Below are 24074 nucleotides of genomic sequence, written 5' to 3' on the forward strand. Positions count from 1 at the left end.
TTTCCTAATTCATACACAATAAAAAATCAACTGTAATCAGTGGGAAATTCCCACTGATTATTCACTGTACTTTTTTGCACTACCTACATCTATAAGAGAATTTCCTAAAAAAGGATAATCCTCTTATTTTTTTGCATGAAAACGCATATTTTAGGGGAAAAATACATTTTTATTCTATACATTTCATAATTATTACTTACATTTATTACTTTTTATGTAAATGAATAAATATACAAAAATGAGGCAGATGAACCCTTTAATCAGTAATTTTTCTTCTCCTATCTAACTTCTGCTCACTAGTCGAATCTTACTACAAGCAAAAAACATCATCCTAATGTAACACTTTTCATTCACAAGAACCCTCTGCATCCTATCGTTTAATAACTAACAAAAATCCAACCCGAGCAGGAAGCTAACAATTGACTATAAATAGCAAATAAAAAAATAACGCGTAGATCGCTATAATCTACGCGTTATTTCTGAACAATAATAGTAGTTCTCTTTCTAAATTTCCAATCAATCCACTTCATAACAGCCGGCTTCAATAAAGCCCTCGTTATAGGAACAACAAAGATAAAACCTATTATATCCGTCACATATCCAGGCAATACTAAAAGAATACCTCCTACGAATATAAAAATACCATCTAGAACCGCATCACCCGGCATTTCTCCTCTATTTAGCCTAAATTGAATCTCTCTAAGTACTTTAAACCCTTGTCGTTTCGCCAAATATACACCCACAATACCCGTAAATACAATCATAGCGAACGTAGACCATAAACCTATTACATGACTCGACCCTATTAACACCGTAATCTCAATCGCCGGCACTAAAATAAGTAAGAACAGTAACCACTTCATAGCTCGCACTCCTTCATATTTCATTTAAAAGGTTTGAAAGTATCACCCTTACAAAACCCCTTATAAGCCCCTTAAAACGCTCATACAAGCTTCACAAAGGACAAATAACCCTCTTCCCGCTAAACATTATAATAAACGTTTTTCAAAGCGATTTCAGGTATTTAAAGCTATCTCTATCCTTTTTTGTGTAAAAAAAAGAGAAGGACTCCGATCCTTCTCTCCGTATTACTTCTTATAGCACTTCCGCATGTCCATTATAAACAATTCCGCGTGCTGCATCAACTGTTACTTCTTGGCCATTTTTTAAAGTTGTTGTTACGCCGTTTACACCAACGATAACAGGAATACCGATTGATACACCTACAACAGCTGCATGGCTTGTTAGACCGCCTTCTTCTACAACTAGAGCAGCAGCTTTTTCAATTGCAGGAATCATATCTTTATCAGTGCTTGTTGTAACAAGGATATCACCTTTGTTTACGTTCGCTACAGCTTCAGCAGCTGTTTTCGCTACAACTACTTTACCTTTTGCAGATTTACGACCGATTCCTTGCCCTTTAGCAACTTTTTCACCAACAACGTGGATTTTCATTAAGTTTGTTGTACCAGTTTCAGCAACTGGTACACCAGCAGTGATTACTACAGTATCTCCAAGTCCGATTAGACCCGCATCCATACCTGTTTGAATTGCTGTATCTAACATTTCGTCAGTAGAAGCTGCACGTTTCTCAGACATAAATGCTTGAACACCCCAAACAAGTGCAAGACGACGTCCTACTTGCTCGTCAGATGTTACAGCTACGATTGGAGATTTCGGACGGTATTTAGAGATCATTTTCGCAGTATGTCCACTTTCTGTTGGAGCTACGATTGCAGCTACATCAAGAGCAAGTGCTGTATGCGCAACAGATTGGCTAATTGCATCTGTAATTGTTGGAGTGAACTCTTTAATGCGTTTTTTGAACATATCTTCGTATTGTAATGATTTTTCAACACGTACTGCAATGTTCGCCATCATTGTTACTGATTCTACTGGGTATTGACCCGCTGCAGTTTCACCAGAAAGCATGATTGCATCTGTGCCATCGAAGATTGCGTTTGCTACGTCACTTGCTTCCGCACGAGTTGGACGTGGGTTACGTTGCATAGAATCTAACATTTGTGTTGCAGTAATAACTGGTTTGCCTAATACGTTACATTTTTTGATTAGACGTTTTTGTACTAATGGTACTTCTTCTGGTGGAATTTCTACACCCATATCACCACGAGCAACCATTAAACCGTCAGAAACTTCTAAGATTGAATCGATGTTGTCGATACCTTCTTGGTTTTCGATTTTCGGTATAATTTGGATGTATTGAGCGTTATGCCCTTCTAATAATTCACGAATTTCTAATACGTCAGATGCTTTACGTACGAAAGATGCTGCGATGAAATCAACTTTTTGCTCGATACCGAAAACGATATCTTGCACGTCTTTTTCAGTGATACCAGGAAGCTTAATGCTTACGTTTGGTACGTTAACACCTTTTTTATTTTTTACAGTTCCGCTGTTTAATACTTTTGTACGGATGTTTCCGTCAGCTTTCTCGATTACTTCTAGTTCGATAAGACCGTCATCGATTAGAATACGAGAACCTGGATCAACATCATCATAAAGACCAGCATAAGATACAGAGAACTTCTCTGCAGTTCCTAATACTTGTTCAGTAGAAAGAATTACTTCTGCACCTGTTACAAGCTCAGCTTGTCCGTCTACGAAGTCATGTGTACGGATTTCTGGACCTTTTGTATCAAGTAAGATACCAACTGTTTTACCAGTTTTCTTTGAAGCTTCACGAATATTTTTAATACGAGCTCCATGCTCTTCATGGCTACCATGAGAGAAGTTTAAACGAGCAACGTTCATACCCGCTTCCATTAATTGCTCTAATTTCTCAATACTTTCACTAGCAGGACCTATAGTACATACAATTTTAGTTTTACGCATATTGCACCTCCGAAAATTATGAAACCGTTCCCAAATACAAGGCATTAAGCCAATTAGATAGATAATTCTTTAGATAATTGATACATATCTTTATCGATTGTATGCTTTTGAGCTAACGCTTCGATAATGTCATGATCAACAAGTTTATTATTTTGAATACCAACACAACGTCCGCCATTACCAGCAATTAATAATTCAACTGCTCTTGCGCCAAGACGACTAGCTAATACACGGTCTTGTGCACTTGGTGATCCACCACGTTGTACGTGACCTAATACAGTTACACGAGTATCAAAGCTTGTTGCTTCTTCAATGTGCTTACCGATGTCAATTGCACTTCCAACACCTTCAGCTACAACGATAATACTGTGCTTTTTACCACGTTCACTACCGCGTTTCAGACGAGCGATAACATCTTCCATGTCATACTTTTCTTCTGGAATTAAGATAGTTTCTGCACCATCAGCTAAACCAGCCCATAATGCGATATCTCCAGCGTGACGTCCCATTACTTCGATAACATATGTACGTTCATGAGATGTAGCTGTATCACGGATTTTATCAATTGCATCAATAACAGTATTTAAAGCTGTATCAAAACCAATTGTGAAGTCTGTTCCAGGGATATCATTGTCGATTGTACCTGGTACACCTACACATGGGAATCCTTGCTCAGTTAATTTTTTTGCGCCTTGGTACGAACCATCTCCACCAATAACGACAAGTCCTTCAATACCATGTTTCTTTAATTGCTCGATTCCTTTTAGTCGTACTTCTGGGTCTTTAAACTCAGGACATCTTGCTGTATATAATTTTGTACCACCACGGTGGATAATATCGCCAACAGAACCAAGTTCTAATTTTTCAATATGACCAGAAATTAAACCAGCGTATCCATGGTAAATACCATATACTTCAATATCATGGAAAATCGCTTTACGAACAACTGCACGAATGGCAGCATTCATACCAGGTGAATCTCCACCACTTGTTAATACACCAATACGTTTCATTTGTACTCACCTCATAAAGATTATTTGCCTTATAATAAAATAACACGAAAAAATACAAAAACACAATGGAGAAGATGTGTCTTTTCATAATAAAAACGTGCATTCGCGAAGAGGAACGCACGCTTTTCTTATTTTATCCCAATGGAAGCGTTTGAAAACGAAACTTGCCCAATTTTCATATATTTTTCATAACGTTTTTCGATTAATTCATCTTTCGAAATTCCGCTTAATTGTTCAAAAGTTTTCTTAAGCACTAAATCTATATTTTCTGATTGTTTCAAAACATTACGATGTGCTCCGCCTTTTGCCTCTGGAATAATTTCGTCAATTACACCTAATTCTTTCAAATCTAATGCTGTAATTTTCATCGCTTCTGCAGCTTCTTTTGCTTTACCAGCATCTTTCCAAAGAATCGCCGCCGCACCCTCTGGTGTAATAACAGAATAAGTGGAATTTTCCAGCATATGAATGTAATCTCCTACTCCAAGACCTAACGCACCACCGCTACCACCTTCACCGATAACGATACAAATAACAGGTACAGTTAAACCCGCCATTTCAAATAAATTACGGGCAATTGCCTCACTTTGTCCACGTTCTTCAGCTGCTTTACCAGGATAAGCTCCCTTCGTATCGATAAAACAAATAATGGGACGATTAAACTTTTCCGCTTGTTTCATTAGACGCAGTGCTTTTCGATATCCTTCTGGATGAGGCATCCCAAAATTACGACGAATATTTTCTTTCGTATCTTTTCCGCGTTGGTGCCCAATTACAGTTACGGGCATCCCCTTATATTTCGCAATGCCGCCGACAATCGCTGCATCGTCGCCAAATAGGCGATCTCCATGACATTCAAAAAAATTAGTAAATAAGTGCTCAATATAATCGAGCGTTGTCGGTCGTTCTGCATGACGAGCAATTTGAACACGGTCCCATACTTTCATATTGCCGTATATATCTTCCTCTAGTTTTTCTAGCTTGTCTTCCAAAATACGAATCTCCTCACTGAAATCCATCTGGCTGTTTTTCGTATAGTCTTTCAGTTCACGAATCTTATTTCTTAGCTCAACAACTGGTTTTTCAAATTCTAGCTCTGCCATACAGCCATTTCCCCCCCTTGATGAACTTCTAAAATCTTACGGAGTGATTCTCTCATATCATCACGATGCACCACCGCATCTAATTGACCGTGCTCTAGTAAAAATTCTGCCGTTTGGAAATCTTCCGGTAGTTTCTCACGCACTGTTTGTTCAATTACACGTCTACCAGCAAATCCGATAAGTGCACCTGGCTCTGCAAGATTGTAATCACCAAGTGAAGCGAAACTCGCTGAAACCCCGCCCGTCGTTGGGTGAGTCATAACAGAAATAAATAACCCTCCTGCATTACTATGCTTTTTCAAAGCTACGCTTGTTTTTGCCATTTGCATTAAACTTAATATCCCTTCTTGCATACGAGCACCACCCGAAGCAGTAAAGATAATAAATGGAACTTGTAAGTCGTATGCCTTTTCAACCGCACGGGCAATTTTCTCTCCTACAACAGAGCCCATGCTGCCCATTCGAAAACGAGAATCCATTACTGCAACAACAACAAGCATGTCATCAATTGTTCCTTCACCAGTTACAACCGCTTCATTCAATTTAGTCTTCTTACGATCGTTTTCTAGTTTCTCTTCATATCCCGGAAACTCAAGTGGATTTAGTGAAACCATCTCTTTGTCATACTCACGAAATGAACCTTCGTCCAATATACTATCAAGGCGTTCCCATGCATTCATCGGATGATGATATCCACAATTCACGCATACTTTTAAATTTTTAAGAAGCTCTTTCGTATACATGATTTTTTTACATTTCGGACATTTTGTCATAACGCCATCTGGTACATCTTTTCGTACTTGTTCTGAAGGTATTGCAGCGTACTTTTTCTTTTTCACGAATAAATCTCTTAGCACAATTTGACCCCCTTCATTGAGAGCTAAGGTTAGCGTAAGAAGAAAATGGGGCTAACACCAATGTTTGATGTTAGCCTTATCTTCTCAATCTGTCTAATAACCTCTCTCTTTACGTTTAACTTTAACCGCTATGCGGTAGAATGTTTGTCATAACGTGTCATGGTCATTTCGACAAATTTTATACATTACGAGTGAAACTGTATATTCTCTACTAATTCATCGTAAATTTTTAACGCATCATTTTCTTGTTTCGCTTCCAAAGTAGCATAAAGCTTTCTATACATTTCGATAGAATCTCCTGAAACTTCACAAGAAAGAGTTGCAACGTAATCATTTACGATCATCCAAATGCGATAGAGTAAATAATTATCGAATTGTTCAATAAGTGTTTTAAAGAACGTTTGATGAAGCACCGGAATTGAGCTTTCGTTTTCTTCAAGCACTTGGTGTAATTTACTTAGTACTTCAGAAAACGTTTCTTTCGGTAAATTACATACAAGTCGAATCATATCTTTCTCAAGCAATCGTTTTGTTTGTAATAAATCACGAATTGTTTTCTCATCTTGCAGCAAGAACGGAGCAATTAATTGTACAAGACCGTTATCGTAAAAGTTTCGAATAAACGTTCCCTCACCACGTCTCGTTTCAATTAATCCTACCAGCTCTAACGCACGTAATGCTTCTCTTACAGAGGAACGTCCAACATTTAAGCGTGAACTTAACTCACGCTCAGATGGCAAACGATCCCCTGCTACTAAACAATCCTCTTCCATAATGGAACGGATTTTTTTTACAATTTCGAGATATACTTTTGTATTTGATGATGTCAATGGAAATTCCTCGCTTATTCTTTACCAATCAGCGCTAATTGTTTTGTTTTCTCAGCGACTTCATTTGGATCTACTTGACGGCGAGCTACCCCTGTCTCCATTGCTGCTTTCGCAACGTAAGCCGCTACTTGAGGCGCTACACGCGCGTCAAATGGTGCTGGAATGATATGATCTGCATTCAACTCATCCTCTGATACAAGCTCTGCAATGGCCTGTACAGCTGCCATCTTCATTTCTTCATTAATTTGTGTCGCATGTACATCAAGTGCACCGCGGAAAATCCCTGGGAACGCTAGTACATTATTTACTTGGTTCGGGAAGTCAGAACGACCTGTTCCAACAACAGCTGCGCCCGCTGCTTTTGCCAATTCTGGCATAATTTCTGGAACCGGATTCGCCATTGCAAAAATAATTGCATCGTCATTCATTGTACGAACCATCTCTTCAGTTAATGCACCTGCTGCAGATACACCAATGAATACGTCCGCACCTTGTAAAACGTCAGCTAAAGAACCTTCTATACGACTCTTATTTGTATATTTTGCAACTTCATCTTTCACCGGATTCATACCGACAGGACGACCTTCATAGATTGCACCTTTACGGTCACACATAATAACGTCACGTACACCATAGCGATATAAAAGTTTAATGATTGCAATACCTGCTGCACCTGCACCATTTGCGACAACTTTAATGTCAGACATTTTCTTTCCAACTAACTTCAGCGCGTTCACAAGGCCTGCTACTGTTACGATAGCTGTTCCGTGTTGATCATCATGGAATATTGGAATGTTTGTCTCTTTTTTCAAACGTTCTTCAATAACGAAGCAGTTTGGCGCTGCGATATCTTCTAAGTTTACACCGCCAAAAGTTGGCTCCATTAATTTTACAGTTTCAACAATTTTATCTACATCGTTTGTATTTAAGGCAATCGGGAATGCATCTACACCAGCAAAGCTCTTGAATAATACAGCTTTACCTTCCATTACTGGAAGAGATGCTTCAGGTCCAATGTTACCAAGACCAAGTACAGCCGTTCCATCTGTCACAACTGCTACCATATTTCCCTTCATTGTATATTCATATACCTTACTTTTATCGTCATAAATTTCTTTACAAGGCTCTGCAACCCCTGGAGAATATGCAAGACTTAAATCTTTTGCATTTTCTACTTTTACTTTTGATACAGTTTCTAATTTTCCTTGATGCACTTTATGCATGTGAAGTGCTTCTTCACGAAGTGTTGACAAACTATCCACTCTCCTCAAATTATGCTTGCTGATATCAATTTCTCCAAGTGGTCTGACCACGAACACTACTACTATAATAATCGAAGTGTAGGGAAATTGTCCATTATATTTTCACAACGACATTTTCGTCACCGACAATTTCACGAAGTGCTCCTAGACATTCTTCACTTGGATGAATCGATAAACTTCGAGATAATTGTACCATTTTATGTTCCTTTTCATAATAAATTAGTACTTTCGTAAAACCTGAATAATCAAACAATATTTTCGTAACTTGATTTACAAGCTTTTTTTCATATTGAGACGGCAATTTCACGTAAACAGACGCTTCTTTCATCCCTTCATAAACAGCCATTTCTTCTAGCGGATATAGTCCATTCACGATCCATTGCAACTTATGATTTCTTTGCTCGATCGTACCATCAACTAAAACGATTGCACCTTCTTGTAACCTGTCTGAAAAATGTATATACGTTTCTGGAAAAATAACGGCTTCCATTTCATCATTTTGATCACAGAATGTAATAAACGCCATCTTTTGCAACTTTTTCGTACGAATAACTTTCACACTTGTTATATATACGATCGCTCTTTGTACTTTTTTCTTATGTCGCATCGCCTGAGCAAGAGATGGAATTTCTAATTCTTTTCCTAGTTCCGCATACTGCGCTGTCGGATAACTAGATAAATAAAAACCGAGTGCTTCCTTCTCTTTATTTAACTGTTCAATAAAGGATAGCTCTTCTCCTTGTACGTATTTTGATTTCGGAACAGCATCCCCTAAATCAAAATCACGTGCAAGATTTGCATACTCCAACGCTCCTTTAAGACTTCTCCATAACGTCGTCCTCGAAACACCAAAACCGTCAAAACAACCAGACCAGACAAACGCTTCTAAATTTCGCTCTGTTACAAATTTTGATGGCATACGAAGACAAAACTCAAATAAATCTTCGAACATTTTTTCCTCTCGTTCTTCGAGTAATGCCGTCACGGTAGCCATTCCGATATTCCGAATCGAAAGTAAACTATATCGAATCGCATTTCCTTCTATTTGGAAGTTGTAACCACTTCTCTGAAGAGACGGCGGTAAAACGTGAAAACCTTTCCGCTTCGTTTCTCGTACATACTGCACAATCTTATCTTCATTTCCAATTGCACTTGATAATAACGCAGTCATAAATTCCAGCGTATAATTTGCTTTTAAATATGCAAGCTGATATCCGATCATACTGTAAGCTACAGCGTGACTTCGGTTAAAACCGTAATTCGCAAATCTTACAATTAAATCATAAATTTGTTCTGAAGATGTCTCATCGTATCCGTTTTCCAAACAACCTTGAACAAAATGCTTACGTTCTTGATCTAAAATATCACGATTTTTTTTACTCACTGCACGGCGCAGCAAATCTGCTTCTCCAAGCGAAAATCCAGCTAACTTCGATGCGATTTGCATAATTTGTTCTTGGTATACAATTACGCCGTATGTTCTTTCTAAAATCGGCTTTAAATCCGGATGTAAATATTCAATTCGTCTTTTCCCATGCTTCGATTCAATAAAGGTTGGAATTTGTTCCATCGGTCCTGGTCTGTATAACGAGTTAACAGCGACTATGTCTTCAAATTCATTCGGTTTTAACCCACGAAGTACATTTCGCATACCACCTGATTCAAGCTGGAATACACCTGTTGTATCCCCTCTTCCTAACAATTGAAACGTCTTTTCATCTTGCAGAGGTAAATTTCTTATATCAATTTGTTTCCCAGTTTTTTCAACAATAAATTTTATAATATTTTCAAGTAACGTTAAATTACGTAAGCCTAAAAAGTCCATCTTGAGCAATCCAAGTTCTTCTAATGCATCAGCTGGATATTGCGTAACATAAACATCGTTATGCCCTTCTTGAATCGCTACACTTCCCGTTAACGGTTCTTGGCTCATAATAACGCCAGCTGCATGAATAGACGTATGACGCGGTAATCCCTCTACACGTTTTGCAATTTCAAACACACGCTCATGTAACAGATTCCCTTGTATAAACTCACGGAGCGATTGCGATTCCTCATATGCATCTCTTAACGTTATACCAAGCTTTGATGGGATAAGTTTTGAAAATATGTCAATATCTCTTGGCAGGAGCCCCATTACACGAGCAATGTCTCTAATTGCGGCTTTCGCTGCAAGAGTTCCGAACGTTACAATTTGAGCAACACGAAGCTGACCATATTTATCTTTCACATATCGAATCATCTCATCACGTCTTATATCTGGAAAATCAATATCAATATCTGGAAGTGTCACACGTTCAGGGTTTAAAAACCTTTCAAATAATAATTCATATTCAATCGGATCAATATCTGTAATTTCCAATACGTAAGAAACGAGTGAACCAGCTGCCGATCCACGGCCTGGCCCAGTTAAAATATGATTTTCATGTGCATATTTCATAAAGTCCCATACGATGAGGAAATAATCGCTAAATCCCATACGAGAAATAACATTTAATTCATGATCCAAACGTCCTATATGCGCTTCTTTCGGCGTACCATAGCGTCTCTGCAAGCCTTCTTCACAAACACGGCGCAAATACGTATCATTCGTCTCGTTAGATGGAACAGGAAATTTCGGTAATTGATTTACATGGAAAGGAATTTCTACTTGGCAACGTTCCGCGATTGTTATTGTATTTTGAACCGCTTCCTCAGCATGAGAAAATAGTGCTCCCATTTCATCCGATGACTTTAAATAATACTGATCCGTTTTCATTCTCGGTCTATCTGGATCAGTCATTTTCGTTCCGCCTTCAACAGATAATAAACATTCATGAACAAGTGCGTCACTTTGATTAATATAGCGAACATCATTTGTTGCAACGACTGGAACGTTTACCTTATTAATAAATTCAGGCAGTTTTTCTTGTAAAAGCAGTTCATCTTGAATTGCATGATGCTGCAAACTTATATAAAAATTGCTGAACATATTTTGATACGTATGAGCTACTTCTTCAGCCTGACTCTCTTTGTCTTCTAATAATAGCTGTTCAATCTCTCCGTCTTTCCCTGGTGAAATTGCAATTAACCCTTTCGCATAATGAGCAAGCCACTTCTTCGGGATACCTTCTTTTGACTTCGTCATAATGCTGCTAGAGATCTTTAATAAATTTTGATAGCCTAGTTCATTCTCAGCAAGTAAGACGAGTGGATAAGACCTTTCTTCTTCTTCACTAAAAATAGAAGCTGTTAAGCCGATAATAGGCTGTATACCATTTTTCTTGCATGCTTTATAAAACGGAATAACTCCATACATAACATTTTCATCTGTAATGGCCAGCGATGAAAATCCAAGCTCTTTCGCCCGAATGACAAGCTCATCAATTTTACAAGCACTTTTTAATAAACTAAAAACGGTTTGACATTGTAAATGCACAAACTTCACTGTTGTACCCTCTCTTTACCTATGTGACTACTTTTATTATAGGTGATGAGGAAAGCGGAAATCAAAACATACTTCTCATACTTTGTCCATATATATGAAGAAGAAAGGGGAATGACGATGGATGTAAGAGAACATACTTTTTTCTCTCTGCTTATTATTAGTTATTTTATTGCCTTTGGAGTTATACTTGGTGGTTCATTAATAGGCGGATTTGGTGCATTTCTCATCGGAAAACCAACTCTAACTTATATTAATCAATTCGCCCAAAATTTAAGAATTTGGGCACTCGTTGCAGCAATTGGCGGAACGTTCGATACCTTTTATAGCTTTGAAAGAAGCTTCTTTGGCGGAGATATGAAAGATATCGTAAAACAAATTCTCCTTATTTTTTTTGCAACTGGCGGTATGCAAACTGGTCTTATTATTATTAAATGGCTTACACAGGAACATGTATGAGAGTACCCAGTGCCAATACAGCCAAAAGGTGGTATTTAGTTTTAGCTGGCGCTGCTGTTGGAGGAGTGTTGAGCTGGTTTGTTTTTTTGTACATATACGGTGTTTTTCAAGAAGAACAAACTAGCAAAATAGCAGAACAAAAAGAAATTATCGAAAAACAAGAAGCAAAACTCCACGTCCTTCTCGAAGACCAAGAGAAATTGAACACAGAAAATAAACGGCTCTTAACAATTCAAGAAATCAAAATAAAAATTATAAATCGAAAAAAATATGATTTAGACAATCTTACACTTGAAAACATGACCACTTCTATCCATAATGATCTCCAGCATCTTTTAACGAAAAACATTCAAAGCATCGCAAAAAATAAAGACCTGCTCAAAAAAGTCATCGAAAATAAAACGTACAAACATTACGATCGTATATACCGCTTTAAAGTAGACACAGTCTCTTTTGATACCGTACTTGAAATTAGTATTGATATAGAGAAAGAAAAATAAAAAAAAGGAGGGCTTCAGTGCCTCTCCTTCTCTTTCGTTCAACATACAATTTTTATCTACACAGCTCACGTAAATCAGCAAACAGGCGATCTGCTTCTTCCCAAGAAGATGCTTTTGCACCAGAAGCCATCGGATGTCCTCCGCCATTATATTGCATTGCTAACTTATTAATAACTGGTCCTTTTGAACGAAGACGAACACGAATAACATCATCTTCCTCTAAAAATAGAACCCACGCCTTTAATCCATCAATATTACCAAGTGCCCCGACAACACCAGATGCTTCAGTAGAAAGTACATCAAACTCTTCTAGTACCTCTTTCGTTAATTTAATGTACGCTGCACCTTCTTCTACCATCGTAAAGTTTTGTAAAATATAACCGTTTAAACGAGCAATTTTTTCTTTCGTTTTATACATTTCATTGTATAAATCTGTGAATTTTACATCCATGTCAACGAGTTCACTTACGTAACGAAGTGTTTTCGCTGTTGTATTTGGGAATAAGAAACGACCTGTATCTCCAACAATACCCGCTAAAATAAGGCGAGCTGCTTCCTTTGAAATCGTTAATCCTTTATCTTTTCCATAACTGTAAAATTCATAAATCATTTCACTTGTAGAACTTGCTGTCGTATCCACCCATGTAATATCTCCGTACGGATCTTCATTCGGATGATGATCAATTTTAATTAACATCTTCCCTTTTGCATAGCGTTGATCGTCAACACGTTCTTGGTTCGCAGTATCACATACGATAACAAGTGCATCTTCATATACACTATCTTCAATATCATCCATTACTCGTAAAAATGATAAAGAAGGCTCGTTGTACCCAACCATATAAATATTTTTCTCTGGAAACGATTCTTGCAGAATTGTACCAAGTCCGCACTGAGAACCTAACGCATCCGGATCCGGACGTACATGACGATGAATAATAATTGTATCAAACTCTTTAATTGCTCCTAAAATTTGCTCATGCATATGTATAATCTCCTTTTTATTCAACTTCTTCACTTTATCCCGCATTAACGTGTAGTAAGACTCCCACCTCAAAAGTATTAAAAACAATGGGGCAAAATTAATTTGGAGCCTGGATGCACGTAAAAGCCCGATTGGTGAGGGCTAATAATTAGTACGTGGGATCTCCCCACACTAATTAAAGTTTCACTTTATCCCCCATTATAACGGAAAACATTTCATACATGCGAACAATTGCTTTATAATAAAAGTTAGAAAGTTTAGATTTTTCTTTTTTCTAAATTGTTATTTTTATACCAATCGATGGGAGCGTGTATTATGCCAATATTCGTCTTTTGTATTATCATCTCATTTGTGTTGTACCTCTTCTACAAAACAAAGTTCTTTCGTACAAACCGTCCAATGGAGAAAGGTTGGCTCTCAGGAAAATCCGCAATGGCACTCGGCTTATTCGTCCTATTCTTTGGGATAAACCAATTCTTTTTAGAACTTTCAACTGCACGCATTATCGTTGGTGTTTTGTTTATTTTACTTGGCAGCGCGAGTACATTTAATGGATTCCGCCAATATAAACATTTTCTACCATTAGCAGTCAAAGAAGCCGAATCTTATAAAACAACGTAAAAAAGCATCAACATTGTGATGCTTTTTTACGTCCCTTCACTTTCAAAATCATATATGCAACAAACGCAGATGGTATATTAAAGAGATTACCTTGCACGTGAAAATGTAATTGTTCTTCTTCAAAAGACATCTGTTTGTATAGTTCTTGCTGAGATAATCCTGTTCGTTTCTTTTTTTCATTTAATCCTTGTAAGTATAAGTATTGAATTGGTATCATCACAAGGAAATAAAAGAGTGCGATACCACCAAAAAAGAGTAATTCTGCTGACATATTGCATCCCCTTCCGACATCCATTATCTTACAATCTAATTATATCATAGTATACAATCTAAATGAATTAATATTCTGTTTTTTCTAATTATACATTTATCTCTCCTTATATATATATTTCCCGCTAAAACTCTTCCACATCTTTAGCAACAGCTTCCAAACCCAATAAAACAAAAAAGATGGAACAAACCAAAGCGATTTGTTCCATCTTTTTATTTATCGATCAATTGCACCATAAGTAATGCTTTCCCGACAACATTACCTTCATGATGCACTTCTACATCAATCTTACCAAATTTACGCCCAATTTCTAATACTTTCGGATGAACTGATACAACATTATCAATTTGAACTGGCTTTACGAAATAAATGGTTAAGTTTTCAACAATTAAATCGCTCTTCTTCTGCGCACGAATGACACGGTTTGTTGCTTCTGTCACAATTGTTGTGAATACACCGTAAGATAACGTCCCGATTGAATTCGTCATTTGTGGCGTCACTGAAAATTGATACAAATGCTCATTTTTCGCTTCTTTCGGCGTCATAAATTGGTTCGTTACAATGTCATCAATTGTTTCCCCAACTTGCGGTTGACGTTGAATCATTTGCAACGCCTGAAGTACATCTTGGCGACTAATGATCCCTTGCAATTTATTCCCTTCTTCCACAACAGGAAGTAACTCAATACCTTCCCACACCATCATACGTGCTGCAGCTGCGACAGACATTTTTCCATTTACCGTAATTGGATGCTTTGTCATCACTTTATCAATTGGTGTTTCTTTCACGACACCAATCATATCTTTTGAAGTTACAATACCTAACACCTTTTTATTTTCATCAACAATTGGATAACGTCCATGCATCGTTTCTTCATTATACGCATGCCATTGCTGTACTGTATCATTTGGCTTTAAATATAACGTTTCTTCAATTGGCGTTAAAATATCTTCAACGAGTACAATTTCTTTCTTGATAAGTTGATCATAAATTGCACGGTTAATTAACGTTGCGACCGTAAATGTATCATAACTACTTGAAATAATTGGAAGCTTTAATTCATCTGCTAATTTCTTCACATGATCTTCCGTATCAAATCCGCCCGTAATTAACACTGCTGCCCCTGCTTCTAGTGCTAATTGATGTGCGTTCGTACGGTTACCGATGATAAGTAAATTCCCTGCTTCTGTATAGCGCATCATCGCTTCTAATTTCATAGCCCCGATTACGAATTTATTTAATGTTTTATGTAGTCCTTCTCTGCCTCCAAGTACTTGACCATCGACAATGTTAACGACTTCTGCATATGTCAGTTTTTCGATATTCTCTTTCTTCTTTTGTTCAATTCGAATTGTTCCGACACGTTCAATTGTACTAACATACCCTTTATTTTCTGCGTCTTTAATTGCACGGTAAGCTGTCCCTTCACTTACACTCAAATCTTTCGCAATTTGCCTCACAGAAATTTTATGCCCTACCGGCAGGCTATTAATATGTTCTAAAATTTGATTATGTTTGGTAGCCAAATGGTTTCACCATACTTTCTTTTCCCTAAATTCTTCATGTGTTGTATTTTTAGTATACTATATTTTCAAAACTGTTACACTCTCTCTTTATATGCCTGTACCATTTTTTTTATAACAAAATACCCCTTACATTCCACCAGTCATTCTATTACAACAATGTAATGCTGTTGTCATCTCGTTCGATAGTTTGTCCACCCGATTCCATATACAATTAAGACAAGACAAGAAATGAAACAAAGGAGCGAATACATGATGAAAAAATTTTTAGAGGTTGTAGGTGCTGTATTTTTAGCTTTCGTAGATGGGAAAAAAGTTGCAATGGAGTTGAATGAAACACCCGAACAGCCACTTCCAAAAAGAAAAGAATCACCAAAACAAGCGCAGACTTTAAAAACTGTACTACACACATAAAAAACCCTTCACTTGTCATTTCAAATGAAGGGTTTCTTTTTTATAGTGTAATACTTTCTCCAGCTTCTAATACTTTCCCTGTACAATTTTGTAGCTTTTCTACAAATTGATATGGATCTTGTTCAATAACCGGGAACGTATTGTAATGCATCGGTACAACTGTTTTCGCCTCTATCCATTTTGCTGCTAACACAGCATCTTCTGGCCCCATTGTGAAATTATCGCCAATTGGCAAAAATGCTACATCAATATTATTCAGTTCTCCAATTAACTTCATATCAGAGAATAAAGCAGTGTCTCCTGCATGATATACCGTTTTCTCCTCTGCTGTAAACAAAATACCAGCTGGCATACCTGTATATGTAATCGTCTTATTTTCTTCATCAATATAACTAGAGCCGTGGAATGCTTGAGTAAATTTCACCTTTCCAAAGTCAAATTCATGTGAACCACCAATATGCATTGGATGTGTATTTACACCTTGCCATCCTAAAAATGTCGCTAATTCAAACGGTGCCACAACGACCGCATTATTGTTCTTTGCTAACGCTACTGTATCCCCAACATGATCACCGTGTCCGTGCGATAAAATAATCGCATCAACTTTTACATCTTCAGCCTTTAAATCTGTTTTCGGATTTCCCGTTAAAAATGGGTCAATTAAAATAACTTTTCCATTCGTTTCAATCTTTACAACTGAATGTCCGTGATACGATACTTTCATCATTACATTCCTCCCCTATTCACATTCTCACTTTTTATTCTACATGATTTCTCAATTCCCTGTCTTTTCTAACATCGATTTACTTGTCATAACGCTTTCCTCCGATGTAAAGTTATATTTGTAATTAAATATCTCGGGGGTGCCAATCGATGAATGCTAGATTAGAAAATTTAATGCAATGGCTAAAAGAAAAAAACGTAGAAGCTGCGTTCTTAACTTCTACACCGAACGTCTTCTACATGACAAACTTCCACTGTGAACCACATGAAAGACTACTTGGTATGTTTGTATTCCAAGAAAAAGAGCCTATTTTAATTTGTCCTAAAATGGAAGAAGGTCAAGCACGTAACGCTGGCTGGGCACATGAAATCATCGGATTTACTGATACGGACAGACCATGGGATATGATTGCAAAAGCAATTAAAGATCGTGGTATTGATGCAAATGCAGTTGCAATTGAAAAAGAACATTTAAACGTAGAACGTTACGAAGAATTAACAAAGTTATTCCCAAATGCAGCTTTCAAATCAGCTGAAGAGAAAGTTCGCGAGCTTCGCTTAATTAAAGACGAAAAAGAACTTTCTATTTTACGTGAAGCAGCTAAAATGGCAGATTATGCTGTTGAAGTTGGTGTAAATGCAATTAAAGAAAATCGTAGTGAGCTAGAAGTATTAGCAATTATTGAGCATGAATTAAAAACAAAAGGCATCCATAAAATGTCATTCGATACGATGGTATTAGCAGGTGCAAACTCTGCTCTTCCACACGGTATTCCAGGTGCAAACAAAATGAAACGCGGCGATTTCGTACTATTTGATTTAGGTGTAATCATTGAAGGTTATTGCTCTGACATTACGCGTACAGTAGCATTTGGTGATATTTCTGAAGAACAAACTCGCATTTACAACACTGTACTTGCTGGACAACTACAAGCAGTTGAAGCATGTAAACCAGGCGTTACATTTGGTGCAATTGACAACGCCGCTCGCTCTGTTATCGCAGATGCAGGTTATGGAGACTTCTTCCCACACCGACTTGGTCACGGACTTGGAATTAGCGTACACGAATATCCAGATGTAAAAGAAGGCAATGAGTCTCTATTAAAAGAAGGTATGGTCTTCACAATCGAGCCAGGTATTTACGTACCAAACGTAGGCGGCGTTCGTATTGAAGATGATATTTACATCACAAAAGACGGATCAGAAATCTTAACGAAATTCCCGAAAGAATTACAATTTGTGAAATAATAAAAAGGCAGCGTAATTGCTGCCTTTTCTATTTCTCTACTATTTCAAATTTCTCTACAATCATTTTTGATGGATAACTCTCAAGTGTTTGAGAAGACCATACTTTTATTTTATCCCCTGTTTTTAATTGATTATATGCGTCTTTATTCTTAAAACTCAAGACTGTATGTGATGGATGCTCTTTATTCATTTGTTGTTCCATATAATTCTGCAACTCTACTTTTGTTTTAAAAGTTTTATCACTGTCAAAAAATATTGTGCCATTTCTCAATATTACATACCCTTCTTTAGGTTCTTCTTTTACTCCTACTTGCTCCACTGTTTTCGTAGTACACGCTGATAATATGATTAGAAGTACACTTAAAAATATATGAATAGAAATTTTCATATTTCTATTCATTTTTAATCCCTCACTCTTCGCTATTTCCGCTTTAAAACCATCTTCTCTTCATACTTATCATCCCATTTAATCACAACCTCTATCGGTTCACCTTTAGATAAAGGCGCACAACTTACACAAGATGATTTCATTTCAATCCTTGCCCCTTTATGACTTTCTAACGTTTGTGTCATTGTACTAAACGCTTCATTAATAGCAATCTCTAAATTTTTAAATTCTGTATTCCCATCTCCGCCCTTATACTGAAACGTAAACATTCCATCTTCACTGTCATCCTTAATATGACCTTTATATTGCCCCGTCCAACTTTTGCTCTCGCTAGAAAAAGTAACATACGAAATCGAACAACTTCCAAAAAAGAAAATACTAATAAAAAAGAATAATGCTCTCTTCATAATGTCCCCCCATTCAAAAGCACTTATTTCTTGTCTATTTCTTCCTCTCATTATACTATTAATATACAGAATTTTCTAAAATAGGAGGTTTACATGTTACAACAACAGTTAGAAGAAATTCGTGATAATAATTACGTAATCAATGGTGCTCTCAATATTGATTCTTTAAGTTCAAGTATGCTTCAACATATCGGTGTTACTGATAGCTATTTAAGGGACAAACTCATTTACTCTACTTTTTATCATCTAATCAAGAAGGACTATATTTCACACACCCACTTACAGAAACTATTATCAGAAAGCATCAGTGAAAAATATTTATTTTATAAGATTCATTCGGATAAAGACGATGCTGTATTTACCCGTGCATTTACAACATTATTAATCGCACTCATTATTGATGCTGATACAAATCATAATTTCTTATCACAGACTGATATTTTAAATGTAAAAGATAAATTAATTCTATATATGAACAAAGAACAGGATTTCCGTGGGTATGTACAAGACCAAGGCTGGGCACATAGTATCGCTCATGCTTCCGATACATTTGAGGCACTTGTTAATAATCCTAAACTGGAAACTTCACATTACGAAAAAATACTACAAACTTTATTAAACAAAGTTTGTGTCCATTCCATTTATTACAAATATGAAGAAGATGAGCGTCTCGTTTATCCGATTGTCATAATGCTGCAAAATGGCTTGGAGGAAGAAATACTCATATTAGCCCTTCGTGATCTAGTAGCTCAATTACAAGTTCAAAAACCGACACTACATATTGACTCGTATGAATTTCTATACGGAAATATAAAATCTTTCTTGCGCAGCTTATTTTTCAAATTACGTACAATGTCTATATGTAAAAAAACTGAACGTGAAGTTGAAAAATTACTACAAGAACTTCATAAATATTATTACTAAAAAAGAAGGCCACTCAAAAAGTGCCTTCTTCTATCTCACTAATATTTATTTGAAATTTCACGATCCAAACTGAGAAAAGGTGGACAAGAAGCGCAAACGCCATACATGCTCCGCTTAAAAAAGTTAGTATAGGATGCGAATACACGTGCCCTAATCCATAGGATATCGCCACGAAAAACATTGTTATGTAAATATAAATTGCTCCATGTATTTGCCTCATATAAGCCTCCTTTTCCCATATTATAACATAAATTTTCTGATTATTCACATTAATTAATTGTGATCAATATTTCTCAACTGTTACGCCTCTTACAGCCACCTTAATATATGGTGCTCCTTGTAAACCTTGTAAATCCTCTGTTTTCCCTGTTACGACTACACTGTATATTGGTAGGTCTTTTGGTTTCGTGTTTTTTATTTCTTTATAATATTGTTCAAAATAATCACTTGGTATACCTTCACTATTTTTTGCTAAATACTTCATTTGGTATAGAAATTCTTTTGAGTTTATTGTTATATCGTTTTTCATATCTTCTTTCACTTTTGAATAACTTCCTTCAAATCCAAAAACATTTTCATAATAAAAAGCACATCCATTTTAATGTACTTCTCACATATATTTTAATTTTTCAACATACAAATCAATTTTTTCGAAATAAAAACTTCCACTCATTTAAAAGATATATTCTCATAATATCTTTATGATTTAGTTGTCATAATAATTGAACGTGGATAAAATCCCAGCTTTTGATAAAACGATACAGCTTCATTTCCGTACACTACTATTAATTCAATGTCATCTACTTGCTTTTCTTTAAACCATTCCACTGCACTATTCATTAATTTCAAACCGTATCCGTTTCTTCGATATTTTTCATCAACAAATAAAACTTCAATCTTCCCACTTACGCTTTTACTATACGCTATACAAAAGCCTAATATATTATCTGTTTCTGACTCAATCAATAGTTCAATTCTATATTCTCCGTACTTTGAATTTTTTTTATAATCTTCAATACGTTCCTCAAATGTCATTCTTGGATAATCACCAGAAAAATATTTTGATTTACTGTTATGATATTCATGCAATTTATCTAATGAGTCTCTGATTATCTCTATTTCATCGAGAGTGATATATTTATGACTAATTCGCATCTTACAGCATCTCCAATAATATATATTTCACCAAAAAAGAGGATGGTTTATCTTTACAAAATACTACTCTATTATTTCATCACTTCTTTCACAACATCTTGAATCATAACGACTTCTGTTTTCATATCAACAGACGGTGCTTCTTCATCAATACATTCATACCAAAACTCTAAATGCTTTTTATCAATCTCATGATGAGAATTTTCGACATAAGTACCGCCTTCTCCTTGCACAGAATACCAATATAAGTACTCTTTTCCATCTCTTATTTCCCGGAAAATTGTCTCTACATACATCTTTTCGTCGTTTAATGTCAAAAGTACTTCTTTCATATTGTCATTAAGAAGCTGCATCCATTCATCTACACGATGACTTTTACCTTGTTTCACTTTAAATCTCGTTAATTCTACGTTCATTTTTATTCCCCCATTTTCTTGCGTACAAATAAAACATATTCTACTGGATTATGGAAGCTTAATTTACTAGCTAATTTTTGTGAGGGAATGTTATCTACATTACAATCCCAGCATGGTGTAATATGATTTTGTATACACTGTTCAATGAAACGTGTTGCGACAGCTTGAGCTAACCCTTTCCCTTGATGTGCTTCATGTGTTGCAATATCAATTTCAGCAAAACCATTCCCTATAAATATTGAGACGCATTCGGCTACAATCATCCCATCTTGTTCTATACAAAAACCAAAGCCGTTATTTAAAAACACTTCTTTTGATCCCCAATATTCTTTGTAATAATCCTCTGTAAATTCATTACTTCGTTCTATATCACTTTTATCAATACGTTTAATTTCATATGTATTTTTGTTTAATTCTATTCTTCTATCTTCAAAAACTTCTCTTTGAAATTGAAATGTCATTCGTGGGATGTTCCGAAATGCATTACTAAAACGCTCTTCTAACATCATTTCCCACTCGTCACTCGAAGTGAACAATGTAAATCTCTTCTCTGTTTTTTCAATAGCCATTTTTAAATACGCAAATAAATATTCGTTATAATTTTGATCATCCGTATCACCAAATAAATAATAGATACCATTAGCTGTACGAATTAGTCCTGCTGTTAACTTCTCGTTTGCAAAAACTTCACCATCTATCATTTGATCACATACCGCATGAGCAAAGGTTGTTGTCCTTGTATGACCTTCTAAAATCGGAAGAATTTTCCTATACTCGGCTACAGATAATGTTTTCATAATTGCTCCACTTTAATCGTATCAGCCTCTATATTTTCAAAACAAAGATTTACCGTTCTCTCCAATGCTCTCGTTCTATGAATCGTGCATGCTGGAATTAAGATAGAATCATTTGGCTTTAAAACCGCCGTTTCTCCATCTTCAAAATCGATCAATAGTTCTCCCTCTAGCACAATAAATAATTCATCCGAATTAGAATGATAGTGCCAATCATATTCGCCAGTAAATACAGCGATTCGTAAGCAATGACTATTTACATTTGAAACGACGAAATTTTTATGTTGATCTTGAATGTCCTTTGTTAATTCTAATAAATTCACAGTTTCCATCTTTCGTCCCACCCTTTCATTAGCCGTTCTTCTGAAAAACTAATTTAGTCTCCACCACCTCCGCAATCTCCTCCACCATCACTTGAGCTGCTACAATCGTTGCTACTGTAATCACCAAATCCGCTTGATGAGCTTGAATCGGATGAAGATTTTTTTCTTCTTTTTCTATCTTTTTTACTTTCATGACTAGGCCACAATTTATCAAATAATATAAAGAATAAGAATCCTTCTACCATAACAAGTGTAACGCCAAAAATACCTTCAATAACATTAGGGGTTATCCCAAAATTTTTAACCATCCCACATAAAAACACACAAAAAATCACATACAAGAACATACAAATATACCGAAATGTTTTTTCTATTATAATGACTACTTTTTTTGAAAGAGGTATGTTCTGTTCCTGTTTTTTCTTTATATACTTTTGTCTTTTGGCTTGCTTTTTCTTACTCTTTTTGCTCCCCATTGAATCCCCTCTATCGACCTTCATTTTCCGTTTAATTCCAAATTACCACAAAAATATACATTGTAACAAGCAATATTTCTCGTAAAGTTTCATTTACTTTTTGTAAAGTTTTGTTTACTTTTTACCTAAAAATGGATATTATAAATGTAACAAATTTACAAAAAGGAGACTTTGTATATTTGATTAAAAATAAAGTAAAACAATTCCGCGTCGTTAGAGACATCACCCAAGAGCAATTAGCTTCCTCTGTTCAAATCACTAGACAATCCCTCATCGCTATCGAGAAGAATAAATACAACCCAAGTTTAGAATTAGCATTGAAATTATGTGAGTTTTTCAACTGTAAAGTAGAAGATTTATTTCAATTAGATAAAACTGGGGAGGAAAAAGAATGAAAAATACTTTTAATCAAGAGTTCATTTCGCATCTTACCATTTTATTGTTAGGTTCAACTTTTCTTTATTTCGATAATAATGATGAAGAAAAGATTAGTTCTGTCCTTCTATTCGCTGGCGTATACATACTCTTAGCCTTAATACTATTCGTAGTGAAACGAATATTCTTTAAGAAAAAAAAGAACGATTCCGAGAAATATCCATTACCTGAAATGGATGAAAGAATCGAGAAGATGAGTTTAAAACTTATGGCACAAATTTTCGGCCTATCTCATTTAATCGGTTCTGCAATACTATTTATTTTATATATCACTGACAAAAATTCGATGATACGAGTTGAGTATGCCTTGTATTACTTGTTCGGCATTCTTTTCTTCACAATGATGTTCGGCTTGAAAATTGTGAAGAAATTAGATAATTAGTTTAAACAAAAAGACCCTTCCTACAAAGGAAAGGTCTTTATTTTATTTCTATTATGATAAAGCAGGAGCTTTTTCAAGAAGCTCTTTTGCATCAGCGTATTGTAAGCTGTGCGCTTCTGCAACTGCTTCGAATGTTACGTAGCCATCTAATGTGTTAATACCTTTTAATAATGCAGTGTTGCCTAGGCAAGCTTCTTTGTAGCCTTTGTTAGCAATTTGTACTGCATATGGTACTGTTACGTTTGTTAATGCAAGAGTTGATGTACGTGGAACCGCACCTGGCATATT

The 24074-nt window shown here is 36.0% G+C and carries 28 protein-coding genes and 2 pseudogenes; 8 read left to right on the top strand and 22 right to left on the bottom strand.

The window, feature by feature from the left end:
• Window positions 1-473: 473 nt before the first annotated feature.
• The 8 genes from AC1DKZ_RS04710 to dnaE form a co-directional block, all read right to left on the bottom strand.
• Complete coding sequence (locus tag AC1DKZ_RS04710; RefSeq protein WP_002088939.1) at window positions 474-863, bottom strand: FxsA family protein; 390 nt, start codon at window positions 861-863, stop codon at window positions 474-476.
• A 232-nt stretch (window positions 864-1095) separates the two neighbouring features.
• The gene (gene pyk, locus AC1DKZ_RS04715; protein WP_002088940.1) at window positions 1096-2853 is read right to left on the bottom strand and encodes a pyruvate kinase; all 1758 of its coding nucleotides are present in this window, start codon (window positions 2851-2853) and stop codon (window positions 1096-1098) included.
• Between the two features lie 53 nt (window positions 2854-2906).
• Window positions 2907-3866, bottom strand: coding sequence for a 6-phosphofructokinase (pfkA, locus tag AC1DKZ_RS04720; RefSeq protein WP_002034288.1), 960 nt, complete (start codon window positions 3864-3866; stop codon window positions 2907-2909).
• Between the two features lie 128 nt (window positions 3867-3994).
• On the bottom strand, window positions 3995-4969 hold the full coding sequence (gene accA / locus AC1DKZ_RS04725; RefSeq protein WP_476995706.1) for an acetyl-CoA carboxylase carboxyl transferase subunit alpha: 975 nt from the start codon (window positions 4967-4969) through the stop codon (window positions 3995-3997).
• Window positions 4957-5826, bottom strand: coding sequence for an acetyl-CoA carboxylase, carboxyltransferase subunit beta (gene accD / locus AC1DKZ_RS04730; RefSeq protein ID WP_002015500.1), 870 nt, complete (start codon window positions 5824-5826; stop codon window positions 4957-4959). Before accD ends, accA begins: the two co-directional genes overlap by 13 nt.
• A gap of 185 nt (window positions 5827-6011) precedes the next feature.
• Window positions 6012-6656, bottom strand: a complete 645-nt coding sequence (locus tag AC1DKZ_RS04735; RefSeq protein ID WP_113734121.1) for a FadR/GntR family transcriptional regulator — start codon at window positions 6654-6656, stop codon at window positions 6012-6014.
• A gap of 14 nt (window positions 6657-6670) precedes the next feature.
• Window positions 6671-7879, bottom strand: a complete 1209-nt coding sequence (gene ystJ / locus AC1DKZ_RS04740) for an NADP-dependent malic enzyme (protein ID WP_161793975.1) — start codon at window positions 7877-7879, stop codon at window positions 6671-6673.
• Window positions 7880-8012: 133 nt separating this feature from the next.
• On the bottom strand, window positions 8013-11345 hold the full coding sequence (gene dnaE / locus AC1DKZ_RS04745; RefSeq protein WP_476995707.1) for a DNA polymerase III subunit alpha: 3333 nt from the start codon (window positions 11343-11345) through the stop codon (window positions 8013-8015).
• Between the two features lie 42 nt (window positions 11346-11387).
• On the opposite strand from dnaE, the gene AC1DKZ_RS04750 reads away from it, so the two are divergent.
• Both AC1DKZ_RS04750 and ytrI read left to right on the top strand, forming a co-directional pair.
• A complete protein-coding gene (locus tag AC1DKZ_RS04750) occupies window positions 11388-11801 on the top strand; it encodes a YtrH family sporulation protein (protein ID WP_002015507.1) in 414 nt (137 codons plus the stop codon).
• Window positions 11798-12301: a sporulation membrane protein YtrI gene (ytrI, locus tag AC1DKZ_RS04755; RefSeq protein WP_002088948.1), complete on the top strand. Its 504-nt coding sequence runs from the start codon at window positions 11798-11800 to the stop codon at window positions 12299-12301. The genes AC1DKZ_RS04750 and ytrI overlap by 4 nt, the downstream gene beginning before the upstream one ends.
• A 52-nt stretch (window positions 12302-12353) precedes the next feature.
• Here the strand turns inward: ytrI and AC1DKZ_RS04760 are convergent, their stop codons facing one another.
• A complete protein-coding gene (locus tag AC1DKZ_RS04760) occupies window positions 12354-13286 on the bottom strand; it encodes a DHH family phosphoesterase (RefSeq protein ID WP_476995708.1) in 933 nt (310 codons plus the stop codon).
• 315 nt (window positions 13287-13601) lie between these two features.
• Between AC1DKZ_RS04760 and AC1DKZ_RS04765 the strand changes: the two genes are divergently transcribed.
• Window positions 13602-13907, top strand: coding sequence for a YtpI family protein (locus AC1DKZ_RS04765; protein WP_002138595.1), 306 nt, complete (start codon window positions 13602-13604; stop codon window positions 13905-13907).
• A gap of 7 nt (window positions 13908-13914) precedes the next feature.
• Here AC1DKZ_RS04765 and AC1DKZ_RS04770 read toward each other — a convergent pair whose 3' ends face one another.
• Both AC1DKZ_RS04770 and AC1DKZ_RS04775 read right to left on the bottom strand, forming a co-directional pair.
• Window positions 13915-14178 (bottom strand): DUF3949 domain-containing protein, encoded by a 264-nt coding sequence (locus AC1DKZ_RS04770; protein WP_476995709.1) that lies wholly within the window; start codon window positions 14176-14178, stop codon window positions 13915-13917.
• A 212-nt stretch (window positions 14179-14390) separates the two neighbouring features.
• Window positions 14391-15704 (bottom strand): CBS domain-containing protein, encoded by a 1314-nt coding sequence (locus AC1DKZ_RS04775; RefSeq protein ID WP_002088951.1) that lies wholly within the window; start codon window positions 15702-15704, stop codon window positions 14391-14393.
• 249 nt (window positions 15705-15953) lie between these two features.
• Here AC1DKZ_RS04775 and AC1DKZ_RS04780 point away from each other — a divergent pair, with 249 nt between their 5' ends.
• Complete coding sequence (locus AC1DKZ_RS04780; protein WP_100248390.1) at window positions 15954-16115, top strand: hypothetical protein; 162 nt, start codon at window positions 15954-15956, stop codon at window positions 16113-16115.
• A gap of 40 nt (window positions 16116-16155) precedes the next feature.
• On the opposite strand, the gene AC1DKZ_RS04785 is transcribed toward AC1DKZ_RS04780, so the two are convergent.
• Entirely contained in the window at window positions 16156-16839 is a 684-nt protein-coding gene (locus tag AC1DKZ_RS04785; protein WP_193662813.1) for a metal-dependent hydrolase, read from the bottom strand.
• A gap of 149 nt (window positions 16840-16988) precedes the next feature.
• On the opposite strand from AC1DKZ_RS04785, the gene pepQ reads away from it, so the two are divergent.
• Window positions 16989-18086: a Xaa-Pro dipeptidase gene (gene pepQ, locus AC1DKZ_RS04790; protein ID WP_002088955.1), complete on the top strand. Its 1098-nt coding sequence runs from the start codon at window positions 16989-16991 to the stop codon at window positions 18084-18086.
• Window positions 18087-18114: 28 nt separating this feature from the next.
• Here pepQ and AC1DKZ_RS04795 read toward each other — a convergent pair whose 3' ends face one another.
• Window positions 18115-18486: a DUF3221 domain-containing protein gene (locus tag AC1DKZ_RS04795; protein ID WP_476995710.1), complete on the bottom strand. Its 372-nt coding sequence runs from the start codon at window positions 18484-18486 to the stop codon at window positions 18115-18117.
• A gap of 20 nt (window positions 18487-18506) precedes the next feature.
• Window positions 18507-18881, bottom strand: coding sequence for a hypothetical protein (locus AC1DKZ_RS04800; protein WP_476995711.1), 375 nt, complete (start codon window positions 18879-18881; stop codon window positions 18507-18509).
• A 93-nt stretch (window positions 18882-18974) separates the two neighbouring features.
• Between AC1DKZ_RS04800 and AC1DKZ_RS04805 the strand changes: the two genes are divergently transcribed.
• Window positions 18975-19805, top strand: coding sequence for a DUF2785 domain-containing protein (locus AC1DKZ_RS04805; RefSeq protein ID WP_061688724.1), 831 nt, complete (start codon window positions 18975-18977; stop codon window positions 19803-19805).
• Between the two features lie 13 nt (window positions 19806-19818).
• On the opposite strand, the gene AC1DKZ_RS04810 is transcribed toward AC1DKZ_RS04805, so the two are convergent.
• The 7 genes and pseudogenes from AC1DKZ_RS04810 to AC1DKZ_RS04840 all read right to left on the bottom strand — a co-directional run bounded on the left by AC1DKZ_RS04810 (window position 19819) and on the right by AC1DKZ_RS04840 (window position 22969).
• On the bottom strand, window positions 19819-20025 hold the full coding sequence (locus tag AC1DKZ_RS04810; RefSeq protein ID WP_002088956.1) for a hypothetical protein: 207 nt from the start codon (window positions 20023-20025) through the stop codon (window positions 19819-19821).
• Window positions 20026-20088: 63 nt separating this feature from the next.
• Window positions 20089-20379, bottom strand: a pseudogene (locus AC1DKZ_RS04815) (anti sigma factor C-terminal domain-containing protein); the annotation flags it as partial.
• 125 nt (window positions 20380-20504) lie between these two features.
• Window positions 20505-20960, bottom strand: a complete 456-nt coding sequence (locus AC1DKZ_RS04820) for a GNAT family N-acetyltransferase (RefSeq protein WP_219303669.1) — start codon at window positions 20958-20960, stop codon at window positions 20505-20507.
• A gap of 71 nt (window positions 20961-21031) precedes the next feature.
• Complete coding sequence (locus tag AC1DKZ_RS04825) at window positions 21032-21376, bottom strand: DUF6176 family protein (RefSeq protein WP_476995712.1); 345 nt, start codon at window positions 21374-21376, stop codon at window positions 21032-21034.
• A 2-nt stretch (window positions 21377-21378) separates the two neighbouring features.
• Window positions 21379-22173, bottom strand: coding sequence for a GNAT family N-acetyltransferase (locus AC1DKZ_RS04830; protein ID WP_476995713.1), 795 nt, complete (start codon window positions 22171-22173; stop codon window positions 21379-21381).
• Window positions 22170-22502 (bottom strand): cupin domain-containing protein, encoded by a 333-nt coding sequence (locus tag AC1DKZ_RS04835; RefSeq protein ID WP_476995714.1) that lies wholly within the window; start codon window positions 22500-22502, stop codon window positions 22170-22172. Before AC1DKZ_RS04835 ends, AC1DKZ_RS04830 begins: the two co-directional genes overlap by 4 nt.
• A 44-nt stretch (window positions 22503-22546) precedes the next feature.
• Window positions 22547-22969, bottom strand: a complete 423-nt coding sequence (locus tag AC1DKZ_RS04840) for a hypothetical protein (RefSeq protein WP_476995715.1) — start codon at window positions 22967-22969, stop codon at window positions 22547-22549.
• A 131-nt stretch (window positions 22970-23100) separates the two neighbouring features.
• Here AC1DKZ_RS04840 and AC1DKZ_RS04845 point away from each other — a divergent pair, with 131 nt between their 5' ends.
• Entirely contained in the window at window positions 23101-23364 is a 264-nt protein-coding gene (locus AC1DKZ_RS04845; RefSeq protein ID WP_002003636.1) for a helix-turn-helix transcriptional regulator, read from the top strand.
• Window positions 23361-23786, top strand: coding sequence for a hypothetical protein (locus tag AC1DKZ_RS04850; protein ID WP_002138610.1), 426 nt, complete (start codon window positions 23361-23363; stop codon window positions 23784-23786). Before AC1DKZ_RS04845 ends, AC1DKZ_RS04850 begins: the two co-directional genes overlap by 4 nt.
• A 51-nt stretch (window positions 23787-23837) precedes the next feature.
• On the opposite strand, the pseudogene AC1DKZ_RS04855 reads toward AC1DKZ_RS04850, so the two are convergent.
• Window positions 23838-24074, bottom strand: a pseudogene (locus tag AC1DKZ_RS04855) (alanine dehydrogenase); the annotation flags it as partial.

The organism is Bacillus sp. 05T21 (assembly GCF_056396785.1).